13 protein-coding genes and 1 tRNA gene are annotated in these 16,945 nt (G+C 46.0%); 5 read left to right on the forward strand and 9 right to left on the reverse strand.

Annotated features, from left to right (window positions below; all coding sequences use genetic code 11):
* Nucleotides 1–65: 65 nt before the first annotated feature.
* Nucleotides 66–2,378, forward strand: coding sequence for a TonB-dependent receptor (locus tag BM367_RS10010; RefSeq protein WP_245759961.1), 2,313 nt, complete (start codon nucleotides 66–68; stop codon nucleotides 2,376–2,378).
* Between the two features lie 76 nt (nucleotides 2,379–2,454).
* On the opposite strand, the gene BM367_RS10015 is transcribed toward BM367_RS10010, so the two are convergent.
* The 9 genes from BM367_RS10015 to BM367_RS10055 form a co-directional block, all read right to left on the reverse strand.
* Complete coding sequence (locus BM367_RS10015) at nucleotides 2,455–4,524, reverse strand: M16 family metallopeptidase (RefSeq protein ID WP_092460182.1); 2,070 nt, start codon at nucleotides 4,522–4,524, stop codon at nucleotides 2,455–2,457.
* A 27-nt stretch (nucleotides 4,525–4,551) separates the two neighbouring features.
* Entirely contained in the window at nucleotides 4,552–5,934 is a 1,383-nt protein-coding gene (locus tag BM367_RS10020; protein ID WP_245759962.1) for a M16 family metallopeptidase, read from the reverse strand.
* A gap of 101 nt (nucleotides 5,935–6,035) precedes the next feature.
* On the reverse strand, nucleotides 6,036–6,758 hold the full coding sequence (locus tag BM367_RS10025) for a hypothetical protein (protein ID WP_092460183.1): 723 nt from the start codon (nucleotides 6,756–6,758) through the stop codon (nucleotides 6,036–6,038).
* Between the two features lie 400 nt (nucleotides 6,759–7,158).
* Nucleotides 7,159–7,899 (reverse strand): phosphatase PAP2-related protein, encoded by a 741-nt coding sequence (locus BM367_RS10030; protein ID WP_092460184.1) that lies wholly within the window; start codon nucleotides 7,897–7,899, stop codon nucleotides 7,159–7,161.
* Between the two features lie 8 nt (nucleotides 7,900–7,907).
* Nucleotides 7,908–8,690, reverse strand: a complete 783-nt coding sequence (locus BM367_RS10035) for an SDR family NAD(P)-dependent oxidoreductase (RefSeq protein ID WP_092460185.1) — start codon at nucleotides 8,688–8,690, stop codon at nucleotides 7,908–7,910.
* A 16-nt stretch (nucleotides 8,691–8,706) separates the two neighbouring features.
* Complete coding sequence (locus BM367_RS10040; protein ID WP_092460186.1) at nucleotides 8,707–9,519, reverse strand: phytanoyl-CoA dioxygenase family protein; 813 nt, start codon at nucleotides 9,517–9,519, stop codon at nucleotides 8,707–8,709.
* A gap of 147 nt (nucleotides 9,520–9,666) precedes the next feature.
* Nucleotides 9,667–10,911 (reverse strand): nucleoside recognition domain-containing protein, encoded by a 1,245-nt coding sequence (locus tag BM367_RS10045; protein ID WP_092460188.1) that lies wholly within the window; start codon nucleotides 10,909–10,911, stop codon nucleotides 9,667–9,669.
* Between the two features lie 105 nt (nucleotides 10,912–11,016).
* Entirely contained in the window at nucleotides 11,017–12,093 is a 1,077-nt protein-coding gene (locus BM367_RS10050; protein WP_092460189.1) for a mandelate racemase/muconate lactonizing enzyme family protein, read from the reverse strand.
* The gene (locus BM367_RS10055; protein ID WP_092460191.1) at nucleotides 12,090–13,178 is read right to left on the reverse strand and encodes an N-acetyltransferase DgcN family protein; all 1,089 of its coding nucleotides are present in this window, start codon (nucleotides 13,176–13,178) and stop codon (nucleotides 12,090–12,092) included. Before BM367_RS10055 ends, BM367_RS10050 begins: the two co-directional genes overlap by 4 nt.
* 128 nt (nucleotides 13,179–13,306) lie before the next feature.
* Between BM367_RS10055 and ychF the strand changes: the two genes are divergently transcribed.
* The 4 genes from ychF (at nucleotide 13,307) to BM367_RS10075 (ending at nucleotide 16,910) form a co-directional block, all read left to right on the forward strand.
* Complete coding sequence (gene ychF, locus BM367_RS10060; RefSeq protein ID WP_092460192.1) at nucleotides 13,307–14,410, forward strand: redox-regulated ATPase YchF; 1,104 nt, start codon at nucleotides 13,307–13,309, stop codon at nucleotides 14,408–14,410.
* A gap of 20 nt (nucleotides 14,411–14,430) precedes the next feature.
* Nucleotides 14,431–15,381 carry a type I pantothenate kinase gene (gene coaA / locus BM367_RS10065; protein ID WP_092460194.1) on the forward strand — a complete coding sequence of 317 codons (951 nt, stop codon included), beginning with the start codon at nucleotides 14,431–14,433 and terminating at the stop codon, nucleotides 15,379–15,381.
* Nucleotides 15,382–15,480: 99 nt separating this feature from the next.
* Nucleotides 15,481–16,773 (forward strand): tRNA (N(6)-L-threonylcarbamoyladenosine(37)-C(2))-methylthiotransferase MtaB, encoded by a 1,293-nt coding sequence (gene mtaB, locus BM367_RS10070; RefSeq protein ID WP_092460196.1) that lies wholly within the window; start codon nucleotides 15,481–15,483, stop codon nucleotides 16,771–16,773.
* A 62-nt stretch (nucleotides 16,774–16,835) separates the two neighbouring features.
* Nucleotides 16,836–16,910, forward strand: a tRNA-Val gene (locus BM367_RS10075).
* Nucleotides 16,911–16,945 lie beyond the last annotated feature (35 nt).

The raw sequence follows: 16,945 nt of genomic DNA on the forward strand, positions 1-16,945 counted from the left end.
TTTCTCAGGAAAATTTATGGAAAAGCAAATGTTGCAGGATATGCCCTGCGGTATGTTTCTGGCTGATGATTTCATTTACTGGTTTTGCTCAGTACACTCTTAGTGGGTATGTACGCGATAGCCTGAATGGTGAACTGCTGATAGGTGCAGATATTCATGTACAATCAGCTACAGGCAGTGTTTTAGATGTCAGCACCAATCATTATGGTTTTTATTCTATCCTTCTGCCCGCAGGTACTTACAAGCTATACGTGATAGATCCGGGTTATCAAATTGATTCATGTTTGATCATGCTCGAAAAAGATTTGTCACTCGATATCTTAATGAAGCCCTTGCATTACACCACGCAGGAAATAACCATTGTTTCGCGGGTACATGATCAGATTAAAAGCACGGAGGTAAGCCGCATTCGTTTACCCATTCAGGAAGTAAAATCATTGCCTGTCATGGCAGGTGAAGTGGATGTATTAAAGACGCTGGAGATGCTTCCGGGTGTACAGGCATCGGAAGGTAATACCGGTCTGTATATACGAGGTGGAAATGCTGATCAGAACTTGATTTTATTGGATGATGCGCCGGTTTACAATACCGGTCATTTGTTCGGATTTTTTTCCATTTTCAATGCTGATGCGATTAAAAATGTAACGTTGATTAAAGGAGGTATTCCAGCCAATTATGGAGGAAGACTTTCTTCGGTAATTGATATTTCCATGAAAGATGGCAATAATCAGCAAATGCATGGTGAAGGTGGAATAGGGCTGATTGCTTCCCGGTTTTCTATAGAAGGACCTATCCGAAAAAACAAATCATCATATATGCTTTCAGCACGGCGCACGTATGTGGATATGTTGGTGAAACCCTTCGTAAGCAAATCCAGTTCGTTTTACGGATCTGGATATTATTTTTATGATCTAAATGCAAAACTCAATCAGCAATTCTCTGATCGTGACAGGTTGTATGCGAGTGCTTATCTGGGACGGGATGTGTTTCATTTCCGCAGCAGTGAAAATACTTTTCAGGCCTATATTCCGTGGGGCAATACCACCGCAACTGTTCGATGGAATCATGTATTCAATGCACGGATGTTTGCCAATACATCCCTGATATACAACGATTATCGGTTCAGCTTTGGTGCCACACAAAATAATTTCACGGTTGGATTGAATTCCGGTATTCACGACTGGAATCTGAAGACAGATGTGGATTATTATCTGAATCCGCATCATCATCTGCAATTTGGATATGATTATATTTTTCATACTTTTCAACCTTCCACAGCTTCCGGACGTTCGGATACTGCCAGCTTTCATCCTGCCAATCCCATGAAAAAATATGCACATGAAGCAGCTGTATATGTGCTGGATGATATGCAGGCCGGTGAAAGATGGGGCTTCAATTTGGGCATACGCTACAGCCTGTTTCAGCAGGTGGGGCCTTATGTGCGTGTACAACCTGATGGCAGCGGACATGATGATTCCGTTTTCTATCGCAGGTTTCAGCCAGTAAAAACCTACATGCAGTTGGAGCCTCGCCTTATAGCACGATTTTCGTTGAATACAAAGGCTTCACTGAAAGCTTCTGTTACCCGCACGGCACAATACATTCATCTGGTATCGAATTCTGGAACTACACTTCCAACAGATCTCTGGGTGCCCAGCACTTATCGTGTAAAACCACAAACAGCATGGGAATATACGATAGGTTATTTTACCCAGCTGCATGACCAGATGTGGGAAGCTTCATTGGAGATATATGAACGACAAATGTATCATCAGATTGAATTTGCTGAAGGATATACACCTTCTCTTGATGACCCGGAAAACAGTTTTGTATTTGGCAAAGGATGGAGTTATGGTAGTGAATTGTTTATTCACAAACAAAAAGGAAAACTAACGGGATGGCTTTCCTATACGCTTTCCTGGACCTGGAGAAAATTTCCGGATCTGAACGACGGGCAAAAATATCCGGCACGTTTTGACAGGCGGCATGATTTGAATCTTGTGGTTGGTTATCGGTTGAATGATCGATGGAATTTTTCAGCTGATTTTGTATTTGCTACCGGAAATGCTGTAACGATTCCCAATCAGTTTTATTTCATTGAAGGTGTTCTGACGCAATCCTATACGCAAATCAATGGTTATCGCATGAAACCTTACAACCGGCTTGATATAGCTGCCGTTTATACACCCAAACCCAAACATCATCGTTTTCATCACAGCTGGATGTTTTCTATATACAATGTATATAGCCGGCTGAATCCGTATTTCATTTACTTCGATCAATCAGGAGGATTGCTGCAGGGCAACCTGCAAATACAGGCCAAAAAAGTTGCTTTGTTCCCCATTATTCCAAGTGTAACCTGGAATTTCATTTTCTGATTTTAATGATGCTCATTTGATTGCCCTGCATTTTTTGTTTGCTGTTTCAGGTAAAACTGTATTTGTTAATTAACCATTACAGAAAATCACTTTCGTTTAATCCTTCATTGATCTGTATTTGCGTAACGTGGAAAGTAACACGCTGAGGTCCCATGCTGGTGGAAATTTCATAAGGCAGTTGCAGACCCTTTACCTGACGGTAATCACTAAAATCATATACAGAAGTCAGGGTTCTGTCATTAAGCTGCACCTGATGAATTTCATGAAGTTTTAAACCGGTTTGCGGATCATATTGGTACGTGATGGTTCCATTGGGTTGTGTGTATTGTATCGCATATACCTGTTTACCATTTTCATCGGTAGCGGTGGTAAGCGTTAGTTTGTCTGCCTGATTTAACAATGTCAGTTCAGGACACCATTTTGCATTTTGTTGGATTTGTTGTTTCATTTGAGGTGTAAGTGCGACTTGTTGGCCCATTTGCTGCATGCGGATGCTATCCTTGTTCATCGTTATCTTTGTAATCACCATACCTGATGATGGCAAAGAAAGTTCCTGCATGTAATGCTGATCCTGCAAGTGCCATTCGGTGAGGCGCACCTGTTGACCCTGTATTTCACCTTCTGCAACCTGGCTGAATGATTTTACCTGTTGCAATTTTTCTTTTCCACCGATGGCCGTGAGATAATGATTGATGACGTCGGTTGCTGATATTCCTTGCGGTGCCTGTGTAGTGGTATCGGGTGTAACCGGATCTGCGTAAACAGAGTAATATTCCAGTTTACCAAAAGCCTTCAGCTTATCAGCAAACTGCTTTGCATTGCCTACTACAATCACATAGGCATGATCAGGTTGAATAAATTGTTCCGCAGCTTTTTGAACCTGTTCAGCATTTACTTGTGCGAGATATTGCAGATAATGTTGATAATAGTCGCGCGGCATGTGATATCGTTCAATGTTGATAGCAAACTGCGCAATGATAGATGGATTTTCCAATGAGCGTGCAAAGCTGCCGGAAAGCGCATTTCTGAATCGAGTTAATTCATCTTCTGTTACAGGTTTGGTGCGCATATCCTGCAAATCGGCCAGCAGTCTGCTGATAGCGCTGTCGGTAACTTCTGTTCTTACCGCTGTGCTGGCCCGGAATATACCTACATAAGGATCATTGCTGAGCGATGAATAGGCACCGTATGTGTAGCCATGTGTTTCCCTGAGATCCATGAAAAGCCGGCTGTTCGATCCTCCACCCAGAATTTCATTCATGATCATAGCCGGAAAATTGCGCATGTCGCCAGGTTTGAGGTCAATGGGATTGGCAAAGGCAATATTGCTTTGTACGGCAGTCGGTCGGTTCACGATTGCCACAGTCAACTGTTTCGGTTGTTCAGGGAATGGATAGATGGGATGGGGCACCGGTGCGGGTTGCCAGTGAGCCAGATATTTTTGCGTGACTTCACGTGCCTGCTGGGGCGTAATATCACCTACAAATGCCAGATAACCTGTGTTGGGCCGCCAGTAGGTTTGATAATACTGCACCAGATCATCGCGGTTGATGTGGCTGACGGTTTGTTCGGTTTCAATTTCACCGTAAGGATGTTGTTTGCCGTAAGTCAGAGCATCCGTAACATGGGAAAGAATGGCATTGGGGTTATCCTTTTGTTGTGCCAGAGATGAAAGTGTTTGTTTCCTGAGTTTTTCCAGTTCTGTTGTATCAAAGGAAGGATGCAAGACTATGTCGGAAAATATCGCAAACAAGGCAGGAAAATTTTTACTCAGTGAAAATGCTGTGGCGCTGCTGCTGGATGTTCTGATATTACCACCCAGAAAATCGATGGTATCATCCAATTGTTGCTTATTCATGTCCAGCGTGCCTGTGCGCAGCATCTGGCCAGCCATAGATACATAACCCGCTTTTTCACCTTCCCGAACCGGTGGATGATCCAGGATCAGTGTAGCTGTAACCCAGGGCAGTTTGTGATTTTCCACCACAAATACTTTCAATCCGTTGTCCAGGGTAAATGTATCGGGTGTGCCGATGTGGATTTCCGGTGCTGGACCTGCAGCTGGCGGATGGCTTCGATCTATTTGTGCGAAGGCAGTTATGCCATTTAACAAGATGAACAGTAATAAAACAGAAATCTTTTGCATATGATTTGGTTTTGAAGATTCAATGGTTTATTCGCCTGCAGCTTGTTTTTGTGATATTGGCAAATAATACAACACGACCCGATTATCCGGTCGCAAATATTTTTTGGCAACCTGTAAAACTTCTTCGCGTGTTACCTGCTGGTATTTTTGCAATTGTTGATTGATCAGGTTGGCATCGCCAAAAAACATTTGATAATCGGCCAGGCTTTCCGCAATACCCAGCATGGTGCTGTTACTGGATACCACATCGGTTTGAATCTGATTCATGATTTTTTCAAATTCCTTTTCCGGAAGCAGTTGTGTGGTTAGTTTATGTACTTCTTGATCCATGGCCTGTTGCAGGCTGTCAGGATTTACATGCATGTTTGCAATCGCATAGTTGATCAGCAAACCGGCATCTTCATTGAAATAAGGAATAGATGCAACCGCTACGGCCAGTTGTTTCTGATCTTTTACCACCGTATTCAACCGGGATGAAGGCCCGCCAGAAAGAGCTGTGGCCAGCACCTGTGCTGCGTAATATTCGGGTGAGGTTTCTTTTGGCATGCGATAAGCTTCTATGACGGCAGGTAGTTGAATGTGATCATAGATGGTGTCTTTGATTTCATGTGTCAGCGGTGGTTCATTCGGATCAGGGCGTGGGATAGGAGTTTTGCCTTTTGGAATAGAACCGAAATAAGCCTGGATTAATTTTTTGGTACTGTCAATTTCAATATTGCCAGCGATGGAAAGAATCGCATTGTTGGGCACATAATAGGTATGATAAAATTGCAGGAATTGTCCCAATTGTGCTCGATTGATATCATCCATTGATCCGATAGGCGACCAGTGATAAGGTCCGCTGAAGGCTCGTTTCAATACTTCAATGAAAATGGTGCCATAGGGTTGATTATCTACTCGCAGGCGTTTTTCTTCTTTCACCACTTCGCGTTGGGTATTGACACCGATACTATCAATTTTCAGGTGCAGCAATCTTTCGCTTTCCAGCCACAGACCAAGGGCCAGCTGATTGGAAGGAAGTACTTCGTAGAAAAACGTGCGATCCTGCGTGGTATTGGCGTTATAGCTGCCGCCGGCGTTGGTGATGTATTTCTCAAATGATTTGCGTGGAATGTATTCGGATCCTTCAAACATCAGGTGTTCAAAAAAATGAGCGAATCCTGTCAGCCCGGGTGTTTCATTTTTTGAGCCTACATGATACATCATGGTAACCGCCACAACGGGTACCGTGGTATCGCGGTGCAGAATCACAGTGAGTCCGTTGGGCAATTGATATTTTTCAAAACGAATCAGGTGTTGCTGAGCTCCAGCTTGTTGTGGGTGAAGCAGGCATAAGATCGGCAGGCTCATCATCAGCCATAAGGCTGAATTTCTATGCCTTCGGGATTTGTGAAATGTGTGAATCAGCATAGGTAGGGTCTTTACGGGTTATTGTTTATCAGCAATTGAATGTGTTGGAAAAGTAGTGATTTTTCTTTGTGAAATACATATTTTCTGAAATGCGGAGATCATTATTCTTCCACTCGCTTCCACACTTCAAAGTTAGGGTCACCTTTTGTGGTTTTACCTTTGTGATACCAAAGATCACCTTTGATTTCATCAGTAAAGGGCAGCGACATGCCTGCACGCGTAGAATCGCGGGAAAAGAATTCAATATGTTCGGTGTACTGACCATTGCTCACGCTGTAGGTTCCGCCGCCGGTGGCAAAAACCTGGCCGGTTGCAATATTTACAGCAGCCCATTGAAAGCGGGTACCGGTAAGCAGTTTTAAGGTTTTGCGATCGCCGGTCTGGGGGATATCGCGCAGCTGACCATTTTGCTGATGCTGCACAATGCGCCAGGTTCCTGCATAAGCTCCTTGTCCATTGTCAATCCGTTTCCAACGTTGTGTTTCACCATCCGGAGTGGTGAAGCTCAGCTCTTCATCATTGCCTTTTAGTACCAACTGAAAGCTGGCAGGCTGCATGGTTTCATCACCCATCTGATATAAAAACTGCCCATCCAGCGTGTCGCCATGAAGCGTGTAGGTACCACCTCCAGCAAATACAATGTGATGAGTAGCAGTATCCACCTCACTTTCCATAAATACCCGATCGCCAAACAAGGCAACCGTCTTCACGGGCGATGATGCATGCTGTACACGCAGCCAGGCACCCCTGATATCAAGCTGAGCCGGGGCGGTGGTTATAATCCCGAAATAAGTGAGCAAAAGCAGAAAGCAGTACTTACGCATAATTTAGAAGTTTTTGAAGAAGCTTATTTTATACAAGGGTTTTATCATTGAGTCACAACTGGTGCAATCAAGTCAGAAAAGTTTTTTACACAGATAAAAATAATACAATTTTTTAAAACCAGGTACGTATGCAGATGATTTCAAAAGGTATCAGAACCGGGAACAACGCTTTCTTATGTTCCGGTTGCAACCATTGAATAAGCGAAAATTTTGTGAGGTTGTACGTAGTGCATTATGATTTGCATTTGGCCATCAAGTAAGTTTACAAAATGAAAAAACTTCAAATCAGAAGTCACAAAGATTGATAACGTAAAAAATAAAAAATGCAACATGCATAACAGGCAATCAAACCAACTATTCTGATGTATGGCGTAATTGATACAATCTGTGTAAAGGAATATCATTTTTCCCAGGTGGGCAGCCCATTTAACCCACGTGAAAGATATATTTCCATCCAAATCCAGATGGCAGGAGCTATAAGAATGGCAGCCAGTATGTCGATGCTGTAATGGGCGTGTTGTATCAGCAGCAACAGGATCACTACAGCCATCCAGATGATCAGCAAGTGCTTTTTGTTTTTCGGTGCAGCAAGATAAAATACCATCATGGTAGCTGTATGTCCGGAAAAAAACAAATCACGGGTAACAGGCAAATGATGATAGGCCAGGATATAAACCAATGGGTCGCGCAATGTTATGCAGTTCTGCGGCGGGTCCAGCGGTATGGCCCAGATGGTAATCAGGCGGAGGGTTTGCAGCGCAATGATGCTCATCAGTACCTGAAGCAGGCTTCGTGGGTATGCAATAAGCATAGTTAACCACACCAACATGGGAATATACAGGCATGCAAACAGTAACAAGGATACGTCGTGTGCTGGAATCAGCTGCAGCAGCGGGTCATAGAGTGTAATGCCATGCCGCTGCTGAATGTAGGGGAAAAATAATTGTGCAATATAAGCCAGCACTATGCCGGCTATCAGTGTCAGCAGTGCATTCCAGCAGAAGAAAGGAATCTGGAATGCTGTTTTCCATGCTTGTTTCAGGTGTTTTAACTTACTATGAGCAACGTTTTCTGCAGTAGGATGGAGGTGTTCCGTCCGCAGGGATGTTTGAGGCAAGTCTGTATGTTGGTCAGTATCCATAAAGCGATTCAGCTTTGTTGTGGCCTATAGATTCGGGCAGCAACAGTCATTGACCAGCTTTTAGGCAAGCTACTTACCAGTTGGGCCATCAACTGGTTCGAGAAGCCTGGCATCACCACTTTTTTTCTTTTAAAAAGCCCATCTATGGCAGCTTTGGCCACTATTTCAGCTGGCATGGCATATCGTTGTGCTGCAGGTATGTCTTTGAGCCCGGCTCTTTCATTGAAACGGGTTGCAACGGCTCCCGGTGCCAGCAAGGTTACATAGATATTCCGGCTGCGCAGCTCATAAGCCAGCGCTCTTGTGAAAGAATTCACCAGTGCTTTGGAAGCGGCATACAGGTTAAAATAAGGCAGAGGCAGGTAGCCGGCCAGACTTCCCACCTGGAGGATATAAGCTGGTTCTTTGTCGGACTGCAGCAGGGGTAGCAAACTATGGGTAATTTGCAGCAAGGCCATCACATTTACCTGAAGCATTTGTTGTTGTGCCTGCCAGCTAAGCCTGTCAAAGGCTCCCCACACTCCATAACCCGCATTGTTAACCAGCACACCCAGGGGTATTTGTTGATGATGCACCCACTGAATGAGCTTCTCTACTTCTGATGATGCGGCCAGGTCAGCCGGCAGATAGCGGACATCCACCTGGAATTGTTGGTGCAATTCAGCGGATGTTTGCGCCAGTATTTCTTCATTGCGCGCAACCAGCAGCAGATTCCATTTCCGTTGTGCCAGGCAACGTGCTATTTCTTTTCCAATGCCGCTGCTGGCACCGGTTACCAGTGCATATCTCATATTTCCAAAAATAGCGCTATTTAATCATCCGCAAAAAGCGATGATAGATGGGAGTTGGACTCCGATGGGATTTGGGGCTGTATTTTCCGCTGATGATGGGGAAATACATCACCCGCCGGCGGCTGGCCGCGCCCTGCACCGTTGCCAATGCTACCCTATGCCAGATGCGCCCGGAGTGAACGGTGAGATCACCGGCTTCCGCTTCAATGATCAGCTCATCCGGATCCGGTGTGTTATCTACAAAATATTTTTTGCGGAACATCATTTGGTAAAGACCTTGTTTATGTGTGCCGGGTAACACACGCAGGCCGCCTTTTTCCACCGGTGAATCGTCCAGGTAAATGCCCACATTCAGCATGGGATACAATTTGAAATTCAATACCAGATCACGCAGGCCATCCGTATGCCAGCCCAGTTTGGTGAATTCACTTTCACCCGTGTTGATGTAATGGTTGATGACGAGCCCGTCTTTTTCGTTTTCTGCTATACGCGCGTCCGGCACGTCGCCCAGAAATTTTTTAAGCTCCTGGATACGTGGATCCTGCAGCATCTCATGCAGGTAAGGATGGTGCAGGGAAGCAAATGCAAACCGATGAATCACAGTACGTCCATTCTCATCTTTGCCGTATTTGATCGGCGTGCCAAAGACTTTGTCTTTTTTCTCTGCAATCCATTGTGCTTCCAGTTCTTCCACTGCCTGAATGGCACGCTGTATTTGTGCGGGTGTAAAGAAATGTTTGTAATGAATGAAACCAAATGCATCAAAAAACTGCAGATGCTCTGCCGTAACACCGGCATCGGTGTACACAAATTTTTGATTCGGCTCCATATTCTTGTAGGTTTAAAACAGCTCCGAAAGATAATCATTTTTTAACATAAAACATTTTGATTAATAGGGAAAAATTCTTTTCATTAACCAGCTGTTAAGAGATGAAAAACTGCTGATGATCCGCCGGAAATATTGGCTGGCAGAGGATTAGCTGTGATGGAAGAAAATGTAGGCTATGATGATCGCTGCCACAATGCCTGCCAGTTCGGCCAGCAGCGCGCATTGCAGGGTATATCGCGTTTTTTTGATATTTACTGAGCCGAAGTACACAGCCAATACATAAAAGGTGGTTTCGGTGGATCCCTGTATGACGCATGCGACACGCCCGGGAAATGAGTCGGCTCCATATTGGTTCATGATTTCTACCATCAACCCTCGGGCGCCGCTTCCGCTTAATGGTTTCATCAAAGCCACAGGCAGGGCAGGTACGAAATCCGTATTTACCCCCAATGCGTGAAACACAGCTGCTATGCCCTGAATCAGGTAATCCATACACCCGGAAACCCGGAATACAGCCACAGCCACCAGAATAGCCACCAGATAGGGAATGATTTTGATAGCGATCTGAAACCCTTCTACTGCGCCGTCAATAAAAGCACTGTACACATTTACCTTTCGGATCATGGCCAGTACGATAAAGGCTATAATCACGGAAAACAATAAAAAATTGCTCAGCACCTCACTGATGGTGTTTACTTCTGCAGCAGGCAATTGCGAGAAAAAATACAGCAGAGCGCCAATGACCAGTGTGAGTCCCCCTAATGGCAGCAGCAAAGCTTTCTGGAACAGGTTGATACGCTGATAAATGGCTACCGACACGAGTCCGGTCAACGTAGAAAAAAAAGTAGCCAGCAAAATAGGTAAAAATACATCAGCCGGATTGGCAGCCGGTATCTTAACCTGGGACCGATAAGCCATAATGCTGATGGGCAGCAGGGTAAGGCTGGATGCGTTCAGCACCAGAAACATGATCATGGCATTGGAGGCGGTATCTTTTTCGGTATTCAATTCCTGAAGTTCTTTCATGGCTTTGAGGCCGAGGGGGGTAGCGGCATTGTCGAGCCCCAGCATATTGGCTGAAAAATTCATCAGGATAGAGCCACCGGCCGGATGATCGGGCGGAATTTCCGGGAAAAGTTTCGAAAATACGGGCCTAACGAGCCTGGAAAAGGCCCGCACCACTCCGCCCCGTTCGCCGATTTTCATGATGCCCAGCCATAAAGTCATGATTCCTATCAGGCCAAGCGAAATATCGGCTGCGGTTTTGGCTGCATCAAACGTGCTGTTGACCATATCCTGAAAAATATGGGTATCGCCCAGCACGATGAGCTTGTACATAGCAACCACAAAAGCAATCAGGAAAAAGGCAATCCAGACAATATTCAATGCCATAAGATGCAATTTTGCAATTGGTAATACTTCGTCTCTCGGATGAGAAAAGGATCTTGGCTTGGGTTGTATCAGTCCGGCTTCAATCCGTACAGGAGTTTTCTTGTACTACGAAAGCGGCTGCAATCCCAAGCCGGGTTTGTCCGTTACAGGCATCAGATATCCATCCTCTAACCTGAATCCACCTGCCACCACATCTCTTGCCAGATCAAAACTCCCATCCAGGTCCAGATATTGCGTATGGGGGCAGGAAAGGGCTGTATGCAGGGCAGCGCTGATGCTGATGATGCTTTCATCGTTGCAGCCCCACATCAGTCTAATTCCTGCCTGACGGGCAATGGTGGCAATATGCAAGGCCTCGCTTATGCCTCCGCATTTCATCAGTTTGATGTTGAAAATGTCTCCCGCAGCGGGTGGAAGGCTTAGCTGATAAGCATCAGCCGGTGTAATCAGGGATTCATCGATGGCAATCATGTGCCTCAGCTCTTCGGGTAATCGCCTGTAGGCATCGATGGCATGGGCTGGCAGGGGCTGCTCAATCAACTCCACGTGATAATCTTGGATCTCATGATAAAATTTGAGCAAGGAATCCGTATCATAACCCTGATTGGCATCTACGCGAATGGGCAAGTCTTTCCAGCGTTCGCGCAATTTCGCGACACGGGCTGCATCTTCCTCCCAGGAATGTCCCAGTTTTACTTTCAGGCAACGAAATCCCAAACCCAGATATTCTTCGGCCTCAGCCAATGTTTCATCCACGGATTTTATCCCAATGGTGACGGATGTGAGCATTTTTTCATGAGCCTGCCCCAGCCACTCTACCAGGGAAATACCCAGAGCCTGGCAAAAAGCATCATGCAGGGCAATATCCAGGGCAGCCAGAGCCCCTGCGTGCCCCCGAAATGCTTGATGCACGCGGTTCAGCAATTCACCCAGCCGACGGATATCCGAGCCGATGAGCAGTTCCCGCGCCTGATCAGCATGGGTAAGCACGTTCCAGGTATCATCAACATCTTCTCCTACCACGTATTTGCTTGGATTGGCCGCTCCCCATCCCACGATACCGTTTTGCAGGGTAAGGGTAACCACTACATTTTCCACATGATCCACCGTTTTGTAGGCGATGGTATAAGGGCGTTTAAGCCCCAGGTTTTCTTTGCGGATTTGCAGGTCGCGGATAATCATGCGGACGGGCTTTTGTGAGATGCAATCAGTCTGCGGATCAGGTTAATACCTTCATCAACTCCTTGTTCCAGCGGCAGCAAAACTGGCAATCCAGTTTTTGACCGATAAGCTTGTTGATATTGCAAAGCTTCTTCCAGGCTGCATTTTTCGGTGTTGAGGGTTACGGCAATCACTTCGGATCCGTACATGCGGATCAGGGCAATTTCATCTATAAGCTCGGGAATAGGGCCCCAGGCAGGATTATCATCGAAATACATTCGTTTGGGTGCGTATTGCAGAATCACATATCGGGCACCCCCCGAAAGCAAAAACTCTGCGCCGCATGGCCCGGAAGGATTGCGCAGACCCGATTGCCCTTCCAGAAAAATCACATCTGGATGTTGTTCTGTAAAACAGCTGTGGATAGCGTGCTCGAGTTCCCCGGATACGAAATCGTTGTACATCGTGTCGAGCACAAAACCATAATTGGCACCTTGCATCCAGCCTGTTTGGCCGGTGCTGATCATTTCGGCCCGCAAGCCATGACGGCGGCAAGCCTCTGTAAACAAACGGGTTGTGGTACGTTTCCCGATTTTGGTATCCATGCCCAGCACAGCCACAATAGGACAGGTAACTTCAAAGATTTTGCCCGACCAGAAATGCAGCTGATCCTTGGGTTTGGGCTTGCGGATATCAATCAATTGCACGCCTTTTTGCGAAGCTTCCTGTACCAGTTCTGGAATATCATTCAAATTCTGGTGCAAACCACTCACGATGTGAAGTCCGTGCCGGATGCATTCCAGCAACAAACGAATCATCTCGGGGGGCAACTTGCCGCCTTTGGGAGCGATACCTACCAGTGCATATTCGATATGCCGGGGAGCTGATTGGATGGCTTCCTGCACGGTAGCATAAACAGGAATATTTCTTTTTTTTCCATCCAGCACTTCGCCTGCATCGTGCCCCGCCCAGACGGGATCAATGACTCCCAGGATGGTAAAACGTTCAGTGCCGCGAATCAGCCCATGAGCTGTTTTGGCCGGACCATCCTTTAATGCCCCATCGGTAAGGATGATGGCTGTGCCTTGAATGTGTGGATCAATCATGAAAAAAGCATTTCAAAGGCGTAAAAATACATATTGATCTGAATTTTGACGGGTAATCCGAAATTGGAAACAATCGTTTGTCTGCGTGCCTGCTCAAGTATCCGTATTTTTGCGCCAAAAATTTTCAGATGCCCCTTCGTGCCGGAATCGTAGGTTTACCCAATGTAGGAAAATCCACCCTGTTCAATGCAGTCAGTACCAGTGTAAAAGCGCAGGCCAGCAACTATCGTTTCTGTACCATTGAACCCAATGTAAGCCTGGTTGAAGTACCCGATCCGCGTTTGCAGCAATTGGCTGCTTGTGTGCATCCGCAGCGGATTGTCCCTACAGTAATCGAATGGGTAGATATTGCCGGATTGGTGAAAGGCGCCAGCAAAGGTGAAGGATTGGGCAATAAGTTTCTTTCGCACATCCGCGAAGTGGATGCCATTGTACATGTGATTCGTTGTTTTGATGATCCCCATATCATCCGTGAGGAAGGTCCTGTAGATCCCGTGGGCGACAAGGAAATTATTGATACCGAATTGCAGCTGAAAGATCTGGAAAGTGTTGAAAAGAAAATCCAGCGCGTGGAGAAAACGGTGAAATCTTCTTCGGATGCACAAATGAAAAAAGAATTTGAGATTTTGTTGCGATGCCGCCAACATTTGCAGCAAGGAAAAAATATCCGCACACTTTCCTTGACGGATGAAGAAAAAAAAGCTATTGCCGATTTGTTTTTGCTGACTGCCAAGCCAGTGATTTATGTAGCCAACGTAGATGAAAATTCCATGCTCACGGGTAATGCCTATACCCAAGCCCTCGCACAGGCTATTGCTGAAGAGAATGCTGAAATGGTAATCATGAATAACAGCATTGAAGCCCAGATTGCTGAAATGGAAAGCGAAGAAGACAGGCAAATGTTCATGGAAGCTTATCAAATGAAAGAGCCGGCCCTGCATCGGCTGATTCGTTCGACCTATCATTTGCTGGATCTCATCACTTTTTTTACAGCAGGAGAAAAAGAAGTGCGTGCATGGACGATTCATCGTGGCTGGAAAGCTCCACAGGCTGCGGGTGTAATTCATAGTGATTTTGAAAAAGGATTTATTAAAGCTGAAGTCATTAGCTTTGAGGATTTTATTCAATACGGATCGGAAGCTGCCTGCCGAGAGCATGGCAAATTGCGCATGGAAGGGAAAGATTATGTGGTGCAGGATGGTGATGTCATGCATTTTCGGTTTAATGTGTAAATCATTTTATTGCACAAATCATGAATCAAACGCCTGATCAGGTTTTGTACCGCTCTTTCAGTCGGGAACAATGGAAACAATGCGGCCATCAGTTACCATTTATTGATATGCTTGACCAGCAGATTCCCAGGCTGGCAGCCCTGAACGAACCACTCACACCCGAAGAAATCCGTGATATCTATTTGCCGCTGGCCTGTTGGTTGCATGATTACATCATGTCGTATCAACAACTGCGGCAAAAGCTGAATGAACATTTACCAGGCTGTTGCCCGCAGGCGCCGTTTATCATAGGATTGGCAGGCAGCGTAGCAGCGGGCAAAAGTACGGCTTCACGCACGTTGCAGTTTTTATTGAAACAATGGCCTCAGCATTCCCGTGTGGAAAATGTATCAACCGATGGTTTTTTGTATCCCAACAAAATTCTGGAAGAAAGAGGCATTTTGAATAAAAAAGGTTTTCCGGAAAGTTACGATGTGAAGAGGCTCATTGAGTTTCTCAAGCAGCTGAAAGCCGGATATGATCACGTAAAAGCTCCGGTATATTCGCATTTACACTACGACATTTTACCTGATCAGTATATTGAACTTCATCATCCGGATGTAGTGATTATTGAAGGCATTAATGTGCTGCAGGTTGGCTCACCGGGGGCCAGGCGGGCAGCCCCGCTGTTTGTGTCCGACTTTTTTGATATTTCAATTTATGTACATGCCGAAGAAGCTTATCTGCGGAAATGGTATGTTGATCGGTTCCTGTTATTGCGCGAAACAGCTTTCAAACGTCCAGAATCCTATTTCCATCAGTACGCGTCCTTGAGCGATGCGGAAGCCATTCGGCTGGCCAATGAAATCTGGGAGAGCATTAACCTGCCAAATCTGCTGCAAAATATTCTTCCTACTCGCCGGAGAGCCACCCTGATTCTGGATAAAGGAGAAAATCATGCTGTTCAGGAAGTGCATGTTCGGTTGATGTAAAAAGCCTTTGTCAAAAGCCGCACACCTGCCGATAGAGAGAATGCCGCCATCTGCTGTAATTCCTTAATTCCCGCCTATTCTTCCTAACTTTGCATACCCATGAAAACGGTAGCCTTCCATACTCTGGGCTGTAAACTCAATTTTGCCGAAACTTCCACGCTTGGCCGTATGCTGGAAGCCGAAGGATATCAGGTGTTCCGGCGAATGGATGAAGCCGTGGCCGATGTGTATGTGATTAATACCTGCTCGGTTACGGAACAGGCCGATAAGGAGTGCCGGCAAATCATCAGGCGCATCAAGCGGATGGCTCCAGAAAGCGTGGTGGTGGTTACGGGTTGTTATGCACAGCTGCGGCCGCAGGAAATTGCGGCTATCGAGGGGGTAAACCTGGTACTGGGGGCAGCAGAAAAATTCCGGCTCGCAGCCCATCTGCAACAAATTGAACAATCCACAAGGCGTATTTGTTCCTGCGAGGTTGAGGAGGTTAAGGATTTTCATAGTGCCTATTCCCTGCACGATCGCACACGCACTTTTTTAAAAGTGCAGGATGGTTGTGATTATCATTGCAGCTTTTGTACCATCCCCCAGGCGCGCGGCAAAAGCCGCAGCAATACCATTGCAAGCGTACTGGAAGAGGCTCGACAGATTGCGGCTGCCGGCGTGAAAGAAATTGTGCTAACCGGTGTGAATCTGGGTGACTTTGGCAAAACGGATCCGAATCAGCATACACATCAGGAATCCCTGCTGGAGCTGATGCAGGCGCTCGACACGGTTGAGGGCATTGAACGATTCCGGATTTCATCAATTGAACCCAATTTGCTTACAAAGGATATCATTCGCTTTGTGGCGCAATCATCCCGATGGATGCCTCATTTTCATATTCCGTTGCAAAGCGGCAGCAACCGCATCCTGGGGCTCATGCGCCGACGCTATCGCCGTGAGCTTTATGCCGAAAAAGTGCATACTATTCTCGAACATATTCCAGATTGCGCCATCGGTGTAGATGTGATTGTGGGTTTCCCCACGGAAACCGATGAAGATTTCCAACAAACAGTTGACTTCCTGCAGTCGCTTCCCGTCGCTTATCTTCATGTGTTTACCTATTCTGAACGCGCCCATACGGCCGCTCTTTCTCTTAAGCCATCAGTGCCGCTTGCCGTTCGGCATCAGCGCAATGAAATACTCCGGCAGTTATCGGCCGCCAAGCATCAAGCGTTTGTGCAACGTTTTGTCGGTACGATTCGTCCGGTTTTGTTTGAAGCCAGCGTGAAACCTGCCAGTCAGCCAGGCCATTCAGCAATAATGGAAGGATATACCGATAATTACATCCGGGTGCAGGCACCCTATCGGGAAAGCTGGATCAATCGTATCATTGACTGGACAATTGAATAAAATTCTGCAAGGAAAATTTTTTCTGTTTTGCAGAAGCCATTATCTTTGCAACCCTGAAACATGGGAGCTTAGCTCAGTTGGTTCAGAGCATCTGCCTTACAAGCAGAGGGTCATTGGTTCGACTCCAATAGCTCCCACTACTTATGTTACTTTGAAACGTATCTTTTATCAG

This window comes from Thermoflavifilum thermophilum, assembly GCF_900116565.1.
Lineage (GTDB): Bacteria > Bacteroidota > Bacteroidia > Chitinophagales > Chitinophagaceae > Thermoflavifilum > Thermoflavifilum thermophilum.

Excerpts from the sequence above, each read along its gene's own strand:
- BM367_RS10015 (WP_092460182.1), bottom strand. The coding sequence starts at position 4,524 with ATGCAAAAGATTTCTGTTTTATTACTGTTCATCTTGTTAAATGGCATA.
- BM367_RS10040 (WP_092460186.1), bottom strand. The coding sequence starts at position 9,519 with ATGGAGCCGAATCAAAAATTTGTGTACACCGATGCCGGTGTTACGGCA.
- mtaB (WP_092460196.1), top strand. The coding sequence starts at position 15,481 with ATGAAAACGGTAGCCTTCCATACTCTGGGCTGTAAACTCAATTTTGCC.
- BM367_RS10045 (WP_092460188.1), bottom strand. The coding sequence starts at position 10,911 with ATGGCATTGAATATTGTCTGGATTGCCTTTTTCCTGATTGCTTTTGTG.
- BM367_RS10025 (WP_092460183.1), bottom strand. The coding sequence starts at position 6,758 with ATGCGTAAGTACTGCTTTCTGCTTTTGCTCACTTATTTCGGGATTATA.
- BM367_RS10055 (WP_092460191.1), bottom strand. The coding sequence starts at position 13,178 with ATGATTGATCCACACATTCAAGGCACAGCCATCATCCTTACCGATGGG.
- ychF (WP_092460192.1), top strand. The coding sequence starts at position 13,307 with ATGCCCCTTCGTGCCGGAATCGTAGGTTTACCCAATGTAGGAAAATCC.
- BM367_RS10020 (WP_245759962.1), bottom strand. The coding sequence starts at position 5,934 with ATGCTGATTCACACATTTCACAAATCCCGAAGGCATAGAAATTCAGCC.
- BM367_RS10050 (WP_092460189.1), bottom strand. The coding sequence starts at position 12,093 with ATGATTATCCGCGACCTGCAAATCCGCAAAGAAAACCTGGGGCTTAAA.
- BM367_RS10010 (WP_245759961.1), top strand. The coding sequence starts at position 66 with ATGATTTCATTTACTGGTTTTGCTCAGTACACTCTTAGTGGGTATGTA.
- BM367_RS10030 (WP_092460184.1), bottom strand. The coding sequence starts at position 7,899 with ATGGATACTGACCAACATACAGACTTGCCTCAAACATCCCTGCGGACG.
- BM367_RS10035 (WP_092460185.1), bottom strand. The coding sequence starts at position 8,690 with ATGAGATATGCACTGGTAACCGGTGCCAGCAGCGGCATTGGAAAAGAA.
- coaA (WP_092460194.1), top strand. The coding sequence starts at position 14,431 with ATGAATCAAACGCCTGATCAGGTTTTGTACCGCTCTTTCAGTCGGGAA.